The following is a 14,473-nucleotide window of genomic DNA, read 5'->3' as shown; positions in this document are numbered from 1 at the left end:
TATCTTATCCTTTATTATATCACAAAATATAGTCCAGTACATATTATTTTTTCTCAGTATCTATTCTAGTTCTACTTAAATTGTCCAAAAAATAACCCCTACATCCACAAGTGACATAGGAGTTTATCTTATCTTTTACTGAGTTACAGTTACTTCTCCAGTTCGGTAATCCAGTTGAAGTCCTTTTTGAACATTGGGAACTAGAACATTAAATTCCAATTCTCCGTCTGAAGACTTGGCTTCAATCTGTGAAGCTGAAGGAACTAAATCCTCGTTTGAAGCATAATAAAGAGTTACACGGTAACGGACACGCTTGTTTTTATCCAAGGCCTTACGCACCATGCTTTCATAGTAGTTTTGACCAGTCGAATCCTCGGCTTGAGCCTGATTTGCCCATGCTGTTTGAACAGCAATGTTTTTAGGATTGCTTGTCGAGGCATCAAAACCATCCAAACCACCGATTAAGGCATAGCCTAACAAGTGACCTCTATCGACCGCATGGGTATAAGTACCCTTTAGATTCTTAACCTGATGCCAGCCTGGAGGAGTCCATGAAGTCGAACCATTCCCAGTTTCTTCACGATTCTTGTACTGACGAGTAGCCTTAGACAAGAGGGCATTTGCTACGGTTGGCACTGTTTCCTTGCCCACTGTCTTTGTTTTATTATCAGCGTAGGGCTTACTTGAAACCTTGGCATCTAGATTTGTTTTATTGCCATTGACGATAAAAGCACCTGAGCCATTCCACTCCAGACTCCCTTTTATTTGGCTTTTGACTGCATCTGTTAAGACACTTTCTGCCAATTCTTGACTAGGAGCTTCAGACGCTTGTTTTTTCTGACTAAGCTTGGTTTTGGGACTATTAGCTGTCGGCTGCATCTGCTTGATATAATAGCTTCCCGCAGATAAAAGCAATAACACTAGCAGTCCGATTAGTGTCTGTCTTGTTTTTTTGTTCATATTTCTCCTTATCTTTATAAAAAGGCTGGTCTCCCAGCCTAATTTCCTGTAAATTTATGAATCAATTCCTGCCATTTTGCTGGAGACAGGATAGCCCATGGATCTTGACCCTTGCCCAAGATTCCATAACCTACCATTAAGCCGATTCCTAGGGCTAGGAGGCCTAAAATCAGTACCAGAATGACTAAAAGTAAACGCTTGACTACGTAGCTTGATTTCTTATTCATCTTCATCACTTGCCTCAATCCGCTGAATCTTAGCACCTAGCTGTGCCAACTTCTCATGGAAACGGTAGTAACCTCTATCCAAGTGAACCAATTTACCGACCACAGTTTCTCCTTGTGCTACCAAACCTGTCAAAATCAAGGCTGCGCTGGCACGAAGGTCAGTTGAAAGAACTTCTGCTCCCTGCAGAGGCTGTCCACCAACAATACGTGCCGTATCACGGATAATCTCAGAGTGCAAGCCCATGCGGCGCATTTCTTCTAAATGTTGGAAACGATTTTCGAAAACTGTCTCCACCATAGTTGATTCCCCTTTTGCAACGGTCATCAAGGCTGTAAATTGAGCCTGCATATCTGTTGGAAATCCTGGATGAGGCAAGGTTTTCACATGGACAGCTTTTAGATTTTCTAGTTGAGAGCGAACTCGAATTCCTTCAGTCTCCTCTGTCACTTCCACTCCCATTTCAAGCAATTTGGCAATCAAGGGACGGTTATGCTCCCAAACAGCATCTTTAATCAAGACATCACCACCAGTCATGGCAGCAGCCACCATAAAGGTTCCAGCTTCGATACGGTCTTGGACCACATTGTGATTCGTACCGTGAAGTTTCTCAACACCAGTAATGGTAATGGTCTCTGTACCAGCCCCTTTGACCTTGGCTCCCATTTCATTTAGGAGAATGGCTAGGTCCACAATCTCAGGCTCACGCGCAGCATTTTCAATCACTGTCACCCCATCAGCCAGAGTCGCTGCCATCATCAAGTTCTGCGTTGCACCAACACTTGGGAAGTCCATATAGATATGGGCCCCATGTAAGCGATCAGCCTTGGCTTCGATATACCCAGCTGTCTGACTAATCTTAGCCCCCATAGCTTCTAGACCCTTCAAATGAAGATCAATAGGACGGCTACCAATCGTACAACCACCTGGCATGGATACCTTAGCATGACCTACACGGGCTAGGATTGGCCCCAAGACAACGATAGATGCACGCATCTTGCTGACATACTTGTAAGGAGCTTCCTCAGTGATGTCGCCAGTCGCATCCACTTCGACAAGATGGGCTTCTTCATCAAAATCCACCTTGGCATTCAAACCACGAACCACCTGATTCATAGTGAAAACATCTGACAAGATAGGAACATTCTGCAAAACAGTCTTTCCTTCACTTGCTAGAATAGTCGCTGCCAACAAGGGCAAGACTGCATTCTTTGCTCCTTCGATCGTAACACTTCCTACCAGACGATTATCGCCACCTTGAACTACAATTTTTTCCATACTTATTTCCTTTACTCTTGATTTTGTAATAGACTTACTTTTTTTGTAATTCTATTAACTAATTTATTAATAATCCAAGCTAAAATTAGACTAAGGACCAGCACAAAAAATGTAAATATCACATCATTTATTCTAGATGACACAAATATTTTTCCTAGCATAGAAATAACTAATCCATGTATCATATATAATTCAAATGATATACTACCTATTAAAATCAAATATATATTTGAAAAATTTATTTTTTTCAAAAAAACAATAATAAAGTAGATTGTAAAAATAATATTATCTAAATTAGCGGCTAACGCGTAACTATAACTATCTTCTAAATGAACATACCTCAACAAAATATCGTATTGGTGTGAAGTAAAGAGTAACACAGTTACTAAAACAAGTATGATAAAATAATGTCTATCTAAAACTCTATCAATTTTCTCTTGATTTTTAGCCCATAATAAGCCAACAATGAAAGGCAAAATGCTATTATACCACCAAAAACCGTAACCTAATTTTATAGCTAAACAAATATAACTGATTATAAATATTGTATTGATAAGAATAGATATGGACTTATTTCTGAAAAACTTAAATGATACATAAAAAAATATATACATTAAAATTATAATATCGACAAACCAACCATTATAAATAATTGTGCTTCCTTTTTTAAATAAATTAGCAAAAAAATCTAAATCCATTAATTGACCGTTTAAAAATCTATAAAACATATAAATCAAAGATATAGAAAAAAATGGAACTAGAATTTTAGAAAGTCTCTTAACTAAAAAATTATCTAGATAGTTTTTCTTATTTTCGTTCTGAAAATACAATCCATAGGCTGATAAAAAGAAGAAAATAGAAACGATATAAGTTCCCATATAGGAAAAATTAGAAAATTCATCACCAGATGTAACCCATTGTGACAAATGATGAAATATTATTCCTATAGCTAGAAATCCTCTAAGCCCTGATGTAGATTTAACATTTAGATACTCCTTATTTTGAGGTAACAAATAAATTAATAGCGTTATTAATAACAAGACTATAATATCCATGAATTCTATTTCTCCCTATAAGTTTAATAATATCTTGAAAGTAATTTCTTAAACACGCAAATTATAATAATCCTCTAAGCGCTTCTTGCCACAACTGATATAGGCTGATAAAGAAAGAACTCATGATATAGCCCATTACAATGCTGAAAAAGGCTACTAGTAAACGAACTTTTCCTGTATTCTCAGCTGTCACTTTTAAAACCTTTTCCCATCTAACAAGATTCTTTAAAAGGTAAAAACTCACATAAATAAAGAGCATGTGACTGCTTAGAGTGAATAATAATTGAACCATTTGACTATTATACCATCTTCTCTGTTTGTGCGCTAGTTTGGAAACTTCACTTAAAAACTAGGGATTGTTTTTCAAGTAATCAATTGCATCTTGTAGGGTTTTAACTGGCACGATTTTCATATCCGTCTTGATTGTTTTGGCTGCTTCTAGGGCTGTTTGGTAGTTGTTTTTCGCATCCGGATGCGCTTTTTGTTCTTCTTCGCTAACAGGGTTATCTGGGGCAAAGAAGATCGCAGCACCTTCTCTAGCCGAAGCTACAACTTTCTTATCAATACCTCCAATGTCCCCCACATTACCATCGCGGTCAATGGTTCCTGTACCGGCAACGATACGGCCATTACGAAGTCCCGGGTCAGCTATTTGAGTATAGATAGCTAAACTAAACATGAGACCTGCACTTGGTCCACCGATACCAGCTGTTGAAAAACGAATTGGAACATCACTGGTTACTTCTGTACGGTCAATCAAGCCGATTCCAATTCCATTTTTGCCATTTTCCAAGGTGATAATCTTTCCTTCTGCAGACTTGGTTTGCCCATCTTCTTCATAAGTTACCTTGACGGAGTCCCCTAATTTTTGAGAATTGACGTAATCAATCAAGTCTTTGGAACTGTCGAAGGTCTGATCATTGACTGCTGTGACTGTATCAGAGATGTTGAGAATCCCTTTAAAGGTCGAGTTATCCGTTACAGTCAAGACATAAACTCCAAGATATTTGAGTTCGATATCCTTACCAGCTGTTTTTAGCCCTTGATACTTGGCCATATTTTGCGATGTTTGCATGTAGAATTGATTGATCCGCATAAATTCAACATCTGAAGATCCACCTGTAGTCTCCTGAGCACTACGAATATCTGTAAAAGGCGTCAACCAAGCATAAATCATATGAGCCAAAGTGGCATGTTGGACACCAACCGTAACGAATTGATAGGCCCCAGCTTCCTTATCTTCTGTGTCATTGACTTTGAGGACCTGGCGAATATCTTCCGAACCACCTGGAACCTCTATATAGTAGGGCAAGGGCACTACAAATGCCAAGAAAGTCGCTATCAAGGCCACAATGACGTATAAGGGCCATCTAATCTTTTTTTTCATTTCTTAATTTCCTCCAAAATACTCTCAGGAACATAGCAGGCAATATCCTGACCAAACTTCAGCAGCTCTCGAACACCGGATGAACTGATATAGAGATGTTCCGGTCGGCTATGTAAATAAATAGTCTCTATATCAGGAGACAGCTGATGATTGTAGTAATCAAAACTGGCTTCATATTGCAAATCCGACGCATTTCTCAAGCCTCGCACTAGACAAGTAGCCTCCAGTCTTTTTGCGACATCGACCACCAATTCATCATGAGAAGACACGACTTTAACATTTCCCAAATGTTTCACAGCCTTTTCTAACCCCCGTTTACGATTTTCGATAGGGAGAAATCCTTGTTTGTGGGGATTAAAAAAAATACCGACATAAAGCTTATCAAAGAGTATGCTAGCCCGTTCAATGATATCCAGATGCCCATTTGTCATCGGATCAAATGAGCCTGTGAATAAGCCAATCTTATCTGACATAGACTGTCACCTTACTAATTCCATAAATTTTTTCCTTCCAGATGCCCAGGCAGGCAATTTCTTCTGGAAGTTCAACGGCCTTATCCGTCTCACACACGACCATGACATCTTCAGAAAAAAGCTCTCTCTCAGCCATTTTTTCAATATCTGCTACGATTTGTTCCTTGGCATAAGGAGGGTCTAAGAAGATGAGGTCAAATTCCCCAGATACCTGTTCCAATGCTCTTTCTGCATCCATCTTGAGGAGTTGAAATTTTCCAACTTCCTTGGTCATCTGGATATTTTCAGCCACGATAGCCTGAGCCTTACGGTCTCGCTCCACCAAAACAGCGCTGGACATGCCACGCGAGACTGCCTCGATAGATAAGCCACCACTACCTGCATAAAGGTCCAAGACCCGTCCACCTTCAAAATAGGGACCAATCATGTTAAAAATAGCTCCCCTAACCTTATCCGAAGTGGGTCTTGTCGTCTTGCCTTCTAGTGTCTTGAGGGGACGTCCCCCATAGATTCCTGATACGATTTTCATACCGTTTATTATACCAAATTATGGGCGAAAAGAGAAAGAAAACCGAACCTTGCGGTTCGATTCTCTATAAAATATTTTCGTAAGTATCACGGACTTCTTGAGGCCAAACACTTGTTTGCACCTCTCCGATGTGTTTCTTGCGAAGTAGGAACATAGCCATTCGAGATTGTCCAATTCCTCCACCGATTGTCAACGGGAATAGGCCATTCAACAAAGCCTTGTGCCATTCCAATTCCAAGCGGTCTTCATCACCTGTAATTTCCACCTGACGTCTAAGAGTTTCTTCATCTACACGAATCCCCATAGAAGACAACTCAAAGGCTCCACCTAGAGACTCATTCCAAACAAGAATATCGCCATTTAGACCCTTGTAACCATTTTCAGACTCGCTTGTCCAGTCATCGTAGTCTGGTGCACGTCCATCGTGCGGTTTACCATCTGGCAACTCGCCACCGATACCGATCAAGAAGACGGCTCCAAATTCTTTACAGATAGCATTTTCACGTTCTTTCGGTGTCAAGTCTGGGTAGCGTTCTACCAACTCTTCTGTGTGGATAAAAGTGATTTGTTTTGGCAAGATTGATTCGATGTCATAGCGGGCTTCAACAGCTAGCTCAGTAAGGCGAATAGCCTTGTAAATCTTCTCAACTGTTTCTTTTAGATAAGCGATATTCCGTTTACCATTTGGGATAACTTTCTCCCAGTCCCACTGGTCAACATAAACAGAGTGGGTCGCATCCAGCGAATCTTCGTCTGGACGAAGGGCCTTCATGTGGACAAAAAGACCTTCTCCCTCACCGAAACCAAAACGGGCCAAAGTATGACGTTTCCATTTAGCAAGTGAGTGCACAACTTCATAAGTAGCATCAGGGATTTGGAGAACCTTGACTGATACGGCATTCTCCACACCTGATAAATTATCCTGCATCCCGTCGCCGACCCTGCTCAAGATAGGACCTTGAACTTCGACAACTTCTAACTTATCTTTCAAATACTGGGTAAAAGTGTTTTTGACAAAGGAAATCTCTTCTTGTTGATGGATAAAACTTTTCTTCATAAACTACTCCTCAAAAAATTAATTAAAAGCATTATACACCTATTTTCAAGAAAAGGAAAGAGCAAATACGAAAAAAATCAGTGCTCCTTCGAACACTGATGTTAGGTACCTTCTAGTCATTACGACCGAAGATACGTAAAATACTTAGGAAAAGATTGATAAAATCAAGATAGATACTGAGAGCCATTGACACAACCCAGCCTGTCGCTACACGACCTTGTGATTGTTCATAGGCAAGGCGAATCCTTTGGTTGTCCCAAGCAATCAGCCCAGAGAAGACCAAGACCATGGCTACGCTGATCATATAATCAAAGAAACCACTAGCCAAGAAAATATTGACTACCATAGCAATAATCAAACCGATAAGAGCTGCCATCATCGCTCGACCAAGACCACTCAAATCTTTCTTGGTGAACATACCGACTGCCGCCATGACAAAGAAGAGAAGGGCGCTCGACACAAAGGCTGATAAAACTGTACCCGGAGTATAGAAGGCCACCACAAAACTAAGGGTAAAGCCGTTTAAAACGGAGTAAAGTAAAAATACTGGAAGAGCAGCTGGACTATTCTTTAAGGCCATGTTACTAGCAACGAAGACTAGTGCTAGCTCTGCAAAGGTTGCAATGGTCAACCAGAGACGTCCCTGCATCAAAAAGTAAACCAACTGAGACTGAAAGACCGTCAACATAAGGCCTGATACCAAAGCAGATAGTCCGATTCCCAGACCAACAAAGGCATAAACCTTAGCGTAAAATTGATTGAGACCTGTGCGGTCATGTATAATAGTGTGATTCATCCTTTTCTCCTTTTCTATGAACATCTTTCCTTGATTATAACAAAAAAAGTTAAAATTAGCTTAAATGGAAAATTAAAATACCGGCTGCAACGGCAACATTCAAACTCTCGGCCTGACCTTTCATGCTAATATGGACCAATTGATCTGCACTTTCAGCCATGAGGCGACTAATTCCTTGACCCTCATTTCCCATGACTAGTACAAAATTTTCTATAGGAGGCAGTTCTCTGTAATCAACAGAATCTTTAGATAGGGTTGTTGCCAGCACTGGGATAGTTGCTTCCTTAGCTTCCTCGAGAAGCCTTTGACTAGACATTCGGTAAATAGGCAGATGAAAATGACTGCCTTGCATGGAACGTAGAGTCTTGAGACTATAGATATCTGCCGACTTTTCTGAAACAATCACTCCAGTAAAACCTGCTGCATCTGCAGTTCGAATGATAGTTCCCACATTACCAGGATCTTGCACATCTTCCAAAAACAAGAACTTGCCCTGACTAAAGTCAGCTTGTCCTACTTCTTCTTTTTGAACCACCGCAACAATTCCTTGTGGAGTCTGAGAATCTGCCAAATCTAGCAAAATATCCTCTGAAACCCAGACAGTTTGCGGAAAAGCAGCTAACTGATCTCGGTAATTTTCTAGGGCAAAGATTTTCTCAATCGTCACCCCAGCTTGCACAGCTTCTTCAAACAAGTGCCAGCCTTCAATCAAATAGGCAGACTTGCGGTATTTTTTTTGGTGTAATTTCTTGGCATTTTTTACCACAGAATTGGCTTTTGATGTTATAATAGTCATAGAAATATTATAACACAATCAAAGGGGTTTGGTATGCAAAAGGTTAGAATGATTGCCCAAGGTAGGGTGCAGGGAGTCGGCTTTCGTTGGGGTGTTTACAGCTTGGCACTTGAAATTGGTGGCATCACAGGTCGAGTATGGAATAACGACGATGGTACAGTGGAAATTTTAGCCCAAGCAGACTCATCTGCTACCATGGCAAAATTTATCCAAGAAATCCGCAAAGGACCCACACCTTTTTCAAAAGTCAGCTACTTAGATGTCCAACTGAGTAACTTTCCTCCCTACCCTGACTTTAAAATCGCAAATTAGGTCTCTAGAACTATTGTATATTTTGTAAAAAAACAGTAGAATAGAAAGGTATAATTTTTAAAGAAGGAATAAAAACAGTGAAATCTATTAAACGTTTTGCACTCTCAGCTATGGGAGTGGCTATGTTGCTTGTCTTGACTGGCTGTGTTAGCGTCGATAAAGCCACAGGAAAGCCAATAGGATTTATTTGGAATACGATCGGAGCGCCTATGGCTGAAGCTATCAAGTACTTCGCTACTGATAAAGGTCTAGGCTTCGGTGTCGCTATCATCATCGTAACCATTATCGTGCGCTTGATTATCTTGCCACTTGGTATCTACCAATCATGGAAGGCAACGCTTCACTCTGAAAAGATGAACGCCCTCAAGCACGTCCTTGAGCCACATCAAACTCGTCTCAAGGAAGCGACTACTCAAGAAGAAAAACTCGAAGCCCAACAAGCTCTCTTTGCCGCTCAAAAAGAACACGGCATCAGCATGTTTGGTGGTGTAGGATGTTTCCCTATCCTCCTTCAAATGCCTTTCTTCTCTGCAATTTACTTTGCTGCCCAACATACTGAAGGTGTTGCTCAAGCAAGCTACCTAGGCATTCCTCTAGGCTCTCCAAGTATGATTTTGGTTGCCTGCGCAGGTGTCCTTTACTATCTTCAATCGCTCCTTTCACTTCACGGAGTAGAAGATGAAACGCAAAGAGAACAAATCAAGAAAATGGCTTACGTGAGCCCAATCACGATTGTTGTCTTCTCCCTCATTTCACCAGCCAGTGTCACACTTTACTGGGTTGTCGGTGGTTTCATGATGATTCTCCAACAGTTTATCGTCAACTATATCGTTCGTCCAAAACTTCGCAAAAAAGTCCGTGAAGAACTAGCCAAGAACCCACCAAAAGCACGTGCTTTCTCTACACCAAGTGGACGAAAAGACGTTACTCCTGAACAACCAACTGCTATCACAAGCAAGAAAAAACACAAAAATCGCAACGCTGGAAAACAACGTTCGAGATAAAGCTACGTAAATTATCCAATAATTAAAAAACGAATGAATGATAAATAGTTTTCATCAACTAGATATCATCATTCGTTTTTATTATCTACCGTTACATCTTATACTAGTCGAAAAAGTTAAATAGTTTAAAAGCTCACATATAAAAAACTATTCAATCATAAATTAACAAGTAAATCACTATGATTTAATACAATTCACAGTTATTAAAACTTCTGCTCCCGCGTCTCTATTTCTAAGCTCAACTCGGCCTTTGTGTAGTTTTGCAACTCTACATACAAAACTAAGTCCAATACCATAATGTTGCTCTTTATACGATCTAGCTTTATCCATACGATAAAAGAGCTTTCCAAAATTATTTAAAACTTCATCTGGAAATTCCGAACCATTATTCCATATACCTATTTTCAATTCCTTCCCCTCTTGCTCTACTCTAATTTTAATTTTAGGATTCTGTTTATCGGCGTATTCCAAAGCATTTGTTAAAATATTTTGTATGGCACGAATCAGAAGAGATGGATTTATATAATATCTTTCAGTTCCGTTCACATTCTGTTCAAAAGAAAACTTCATCTGATTTTTTATCAAAAAAGAGACTTCTTTCTCTAATTCATTGATAAAATCTGAAGAGGAATATTCCGTCCAACCTGTCTCATCATCATAATAGGTTTTAGAATAGTGAATCAATTGATTGAAGTAATCTAGTAACTGTTTACTAGCTCTTTCTATATCTGCTAAGCATTCTTGAGATTGGTTGCTTTCAGTTATCGCCTGCAAAAATTCCACATTCCCCTTAATAATGGTTAAGGGAGTCTTTAAATCATGAGAAGCTGCTGAAACCTGAAACATCAAATCTTCTTTCTGTTCTTTCTCATCAATTATTAATTGTCGAATTCTATCTTGCATCACAATAATCCGATTTCCTGTCTCGCGAAATTCTTTAACTGTTAAACTTTCTGTACATTCCTTCTCCAACCACATACTATTTTCATAAATCAAAGTCATTTCATAACTCAGTTTTTTCAACAATTTTCCAATGTGATAACTTATTAGAATAATCAATAAAACACAAATATATATCCATGATGACACATTAAAAAAGATTGATAGAACACCACTATTGTTTAAAGGTTTCCCATCTTCATTTATTTGTATAGATACTGAAGCTAAGGGAATAAGATAGGCCATTAGTAAGCCAAGACTAAACTGCCAAATAATTCTCCAACAGGTTTCTCGAATTAATTGTCTAAAACTTTTGATTCTACCCATTGATATCCTCCACCGTACAAGGTTTTAATTGGATTTAATTGATAAGGTTTCAGCTTTTGACGAATTTGATAAATGTACTCTGAAACCGAACGTAAAAGCGCTTCTGAACTTTGTGGATATAGATAATTATAAATTTCCTCAATAGAATATATTTTACTTGGGTTGCTTGCCAAAAGATTCACTATGTCAAATTCCCTCCTTGTCAGAGCAATATTATCATCGTTTACAAATAGTTCCTTACTATCCGTATATAGTATAAGCTTCCCAATCTTTATTTGATGAACATTTCCTTTAGTCCGTTCTTCACGACGCAAGTGCATTTTAACACGTGCTAACAATTCTTGCATACTAAAGGGCTTCATAATATAATCATCAGCACCTGCATTAATTCCAGCTACTAAATCTTCATCCATATCCTTGGCAGTTATAAAACAGATAGGAACAGTTATCTGCTCGCGAATCATCTGACAGATTTCTAAACCACTAACAGGCATCATAATATCTAATAAAATCAAGTCAAATCCTGTGAAATCACAAAGATCAATCTCTTCTATCTTATTTCGTATGACTACTTCATATTTTTCATATTCTAGTACTTTTTTTATTAGGCGAAGAATAGCAAGATCATCATCTACCACCAAAATTTTATAAGCCATAACTCACTCTCCTGAATATATTATAGCACCAACTGAGAAAAAGACAGGATATCCCCTGTCTTTAGCCTACATTTTTTCCTATAAGTATCAATGTAGCAAATAGAAAAACAATTAATAACCAAACTATTTGTATCCCTAAGCCTTGCCACACTGGATAATAAAGAGACAATGGATAGGTATAAAAACAATTCATACTAGCTAGTAATGGTAAATTTCTGAAAAAAGAACTGAATTGTAGTAACATTTGTCCCAAGCCCAATAAAAGGGATAAACTGATTCCCAAAATTAAGATAAAAGACTGGGAAATAAATACAAAAATACCACTTAAAAGAGAGAAGGTTAGAATAGAAATACAAGCTGGAAATAGAATTGTTAGAACATGTTTAATATTACTCAAAAGATTGATATTGTAGTATCCTTGCGCGATTAGTATGCATAATGATATTACAGCAACCAATAATACAATTTCCATACATAATACAATAGCTAGTTTAGATATTATAAATTTCAAACGATTTGGACATGTAAGAAAACTGGTACGAAGGCTAGAACCTGTAAATTCTTGACCTATAAATAGGACCGCTAGACTAATGAAACCTGCCTGTCCTAAATAGAGACTTTGCAGTAGCTGTTCCAAAACAAACTGTAGGGTCAACTGGTCTGGTTTACTATTTAAAAAAACAACCATCGCCGGAACACACAGTAATAGAGCACCTATAATCAACCAGTGCCAAGGATTCATCATAAACTTGAGATACTCACTTTTAAGTTGCTCTTTCAACTTATTCACCTCCTACAATATCTGACTTAAGTAATCGGTAGATTGCTAAAGCCAAGAATGAGAAGTTCCAAAAAAGTAAAAGTAAAATATTTTGTAAACTATTATGTTCTAAAATTTGAGGAGATGTAGCAATCAATCCTTGCCCCAGTACAACTGGAAGAAATTTTGCAGCTGAGATATAGTTTGCTAAGAATGTTCCTAAATTGTAGACTTGAGGAAGCAAAAATAATAGAGGAACAATGGCTGTTTTAAATGCCAAAGCCATAATATAGGCTAGCAGCCCCAACAAAGTCCAAGCTATACTGGCTAAAAATATATAGAACCAAACTGTTCCATTTAGTGAAAAAAGTAATAAGCCATCTTGTCCTAAAACATAATGTGTCATGTTAATCGTAAGGAATATTGATAGAAAGGAAATGAAAAAAGAAAATACAAGCCAAACTAATGTTTTTGAAACTAGGAAAGTACTTCGATTTGTAATAGAGAGGAGGCTTGTACGAATAGCAGAGCATTTGTACTCCTCGGCTCCATAAATTGAACCTAGGATAATCATAATAAAAACACCAAATAAAGTGACATCAAAACCTAAAAATTCAATAGGAGGTATAGCTTCTGCTAATTCTGGATTTGTCTCTGGTGTAGCATGGATACCAACTGAAACAATTTGAGAAGCACCAATATTTGCTAAAAACGTTTGAAATACCAGTATCAAGAATAGTACAACATGAGTAGCTCTCTTATAAAGTAATTTCAATATTTCAGAATGAAGAGAGTAAATAAGTGCCATGTCACTTTCCTCTCTCTGTTAAACTAAAGAAGACTTCTTCTAGTGAAGAAAGATTTTTCATCACTTCTTGTAAAGTCCCTTTTATAAGAACTTTTCCTTTATTTATGATGACGACATCATCTGTTACTGCTTCCACTTCCGATAATATATGAGATGATAGCAAGACTGTTTTACCTTCTTGAGCTTGTTTTTTTATAAACTCTCTAAACCACCGAATTCCTCTTGGATCCAACCCATTTGTCGGTTCATCCAATATCAGATACTGAGGATTTCCTAATAGAGCTGTTGCAATTCCCAAGCGTTGTCCTTCTCCTAATGATAATTTTCCAATTTTAGATTTTTTCTTATGGCTAATATCCACCATATCCAAGACTTGATCAATTCGCTGACTGGATATCCCATTACTAGCAGCAACAATTTTCAAATGTTGATAAACACTTCGATCATCAGGAGCTCCTACACTGTCAAATGAAGCTCCTACAGTTTTTAGAGGAAATTTTAATTCCTTATAAGTTTGATCTCCAATTTTGGTAAGACCAGATGTTGCTTTGTCTAATCCTAATAAAATACGTAAGGTTGAACTTTTTCCAGCTCCATTTGGACCCAGGAAAGCAGTCACTCTACCTGCTTTTGCTTCAAAAGAAATATCTTTTAAAATTTGAGTTTGCCCATACGACTTACATAAATTTTTAATGGTAATACTTTGTTCCATAGATGTTCTCCTATTCTATTTAATATTTCTAAAGGTAACTATATCTTACACATTCATTTTCGGATTTTTTTCAGAATTTAGAGACTAAAAAAGATTTAATACTCAATGAAAATCAAAGAGCAAACTAGGAAGCTATCCGCAGGTTGCTCAAAGCACTGCTTTGAGGTTGCAGATAAAGCTGACGTGGTTTGAAGAGATTTTCGAAGAGTATAAAATTTTGTTTCATTTAATTATCTAGATTTGTGTAAACTTAAAAGCCCGATGTTTCCATCGAGCCCACTGAAAAAATAGGTCTCTTACTTTTAATGAAATGAAAACCGAGGAATCTCTCGTTAATTTGAGCGAATTCCTCGGTTATTTTGTATTTATTAAGGTCATAATTCGTTTCATATTGACCAC

Annotated in this window: 16 protein-coding genes and 1 pseudogene; 2 read left to right on the top strand and 15 right to left on the bottom strand. The window is 38.0% G+C overall.

The features are described 5' to 3' along the window. Positions 1–135: 135 nt before the first annotated feature. The 10 genes and pseudogenes from endA to QM424_RS07300 form a co-directional block, all read right to left on the bottom strand. On the bottom strand, positions 136–960 hold the full coding sequence (gene endA / locus QM424_RS07345) for a DNA-entry nuclease EndA (RefSeq protein ID WP_033676154.1): 825 nt from the start codon (positions 958–960) through the stop codon (positions 136–138). Positions 961–998: 38 nt separating this feature from the next. Then, on the bottom strand, positions 999–1,187 hold the full coding sequence (locus QM424_RS07340; protein WP_033676361.1) for a DNA-directed RNA polymerase subunit beta: 189 nt from the start codon (positions 1,185–1,187) through the stop codon (positions 999–1,001). Beyond that, on the bottom strand, positions 1,180–2,463 hold the full coding sequence (gene murA / locus QM424_RS07335; RefSeq protein ID WP_033676151.1) for a UDP-N-acetylglucosamine 1-carboxyvinyltransferase: 1,284 nt from the start codon (positions 2,461–2,463) through the stop codon (positions 1,180–1,182). Before murA ends, QM424_RS07340 begins: the two co-directional genes overlap by 8 nt. Positions 2,464–2,474: 11 nt before the next feature. Beyond that, a complete protein-coding gene (locus tag QM424_RS07330) occupies positions 2,475–3,518 on the bottom strand; it encodes an acyltransferase family protein (protein WP_414393960.1) in 1,044 nt (347 codons plus the stop codon). Positions 3,519–3,579: 61 nt separating this feature from the next. Then, positions 3,580–3,810: a DUF1146 family protein gene (locus QM424_RS07325; protein ID WP_000250399.1), complete on the bottom strand. Its 231-nt coding sequence runs from the start codon at positions 3,808–3,810 to the stop codon at positions 3,580–3,582. Between the two features lie 57 nt (positions 3,811–3,867). Then, positions 3,868–5,378, bottom strand: a pseudogene (locus QM424_RS07320) (SepM family pheromone-processing serine protease). Beyond that, positions 5,368–5,907 (bottom strand): 16S rRNA (guanine(966)-N(2))-methyltransferase RsmD, encoded by a 540-nt coding sequence (rsmD, locus tag QM424_RS07315; protein ID WP_000706954.1) that lies wholly within the window; start codon positions 5,905–5,907, stop codon positions 5,368–5,370. Before rsmD ends, QM424_RS07320 begins: the two are co-directional and overlap by 11 nt. A gap of 64 nt (positions 5,908–5,971) precedes the next feature. After that, positions 5,972–6,964, bottom strand: coding sequence for an aspartate--ammonia ligase (gene asnA / locus QM424_RS07310; RefSeq protein WP_000748005.1), 993 nt, complete (start codon positions 6,962–6,964; stop codon positions 5,972–5,974). 112 nt (positions 6,965–7,076) lie between these two features. Then, positions 7,077–7,760, bottom strand: a complete 684-nt coding sequence (locus tag QM424_RS07305) for a Bax inhibitor-1/YccA family protein (RefSeq protein ID WP_414393958.1) — start codon at positions 7,758–7,760, stop codon at positions 7,077–7,079. A 55-nt stretch (positions 7,761–7,815) separates the two neighbouring features. Continuing rightward, positions 7,816–8,556: a TrmH family RNA methyltransferase gene (locus QM424_RS07300; RefSeq protein ID WP_173219361.1), complete on the bottom strand. Its 741-nt coding sequence runs from the start codon at positions 8,554–8,556 to the stop codon at positions 7,816–7,818. A 33-nt stretch (positions 8,557–8,589) separates the two neighbouring features. Here QM424_RS07300 and QM424_RS07295 point away from each other — a divergent pair, with 33 nt between their 5' ends. Beyond that, a complete protein-coding gene (locus tag QM424_RS07295) occupies positions 8,590–8,868 on the top strand; it encodes an acylphosphatase (RefSeq protein WP_143952514.1) in 279 nt (92 codons plus the stop codon). A gap of 77 nt (positions 8,869–8,945) precedes the next feature. Further along, positions 8,946–9,872, top strand: coding sequence for a membrane protein insertase YidC (yidC, locus tag QM424_RS07290; RefSeq protein ID WP_261067677.1), 927 nt, complete (start codon positions 8,946–8,948; stop codon positions 9,870–9,872). 177 nt (positions 9,873–10,049) lie between these two features. On the opposite strand, the gene QM424_RS07285 is transcribed toward yidC, so the two are convergent. The 5 genes from QM424_RS07285 to QM424_RS07265 form a co-directional block, all read right to left on the bottom strand. Then, the gene (locus QM424_RS07285) at positions 10,050–11,138 is read right to left on the bottom strand and encodes a sensor histidine kinase (protein ID WP_414393955.1); all 1,089 of its coding nucleotides are present in this window, start codon (positions 11,136–11,138) and stop codon (positions 10,050–10,052) included. Then, positions 11,108–11,794 carry a response regulator transcription factor gene (locus QM424_RS07280; protein ID WP_414393952.1) on the bottom strand — a complete coding sequence of 229 codons (687 nt, stop codon included), beginning with the start codon at positions 11,792–11,794 and terminating at the stop codon, positions 11,108–11,110. Before QM424_RS07280 ends, QM424_RS07285 begins: the two co-directional genes overlap by 31 nt. 61 nt (positions 11,795–11,855) lie before the next feature. Continuing rightward, entirely contained in the window at positions 11,856–12,575 is a 720-nt protein-coding gene (locus tag QM424_RS07275) for an ABC transporter permease (protein WP_414393950.1), read from the bottom strand. 1 nt (position 12,576) lies between these two features. Beyond that, positions 12,577–13,362, bottom strand: coding sequence for an ABC transporter permease (locus tag QM424_RS07270; protein ID WP_414393948.1), 786 nt, complete (start codon positions 13,360–13,362; stop codon positions 12,577–12,579). 1 nt (position 13,363) lies between these two features. Then, complete coding sequence (locus tag QM424_RS07265; protein ID WP_414393946.1) at positions 13,364–14,074, bottom strand: ABC transporter ATP-binding protein; 711 nt, start codon at positions 14,072–14,074, stop codon at positions 13,364–13,366. Positions 14,075–14,473 lie beyond the last annotated feature (399 nt).

Source organism: Streptococcus mitis, from assembly GCF_047464945.1.
Taxonomy (GTDB): Bacteria; Bacillota; Bacilli; order Lactobacillales; family Streptococcaceae; genus Streptococcus; species Streptococcus mitis_EA.
Note: the sequence above shows the minus strand (reverse complement) of the source record. Positions and strands in the feature narration are given on the sequence as shown.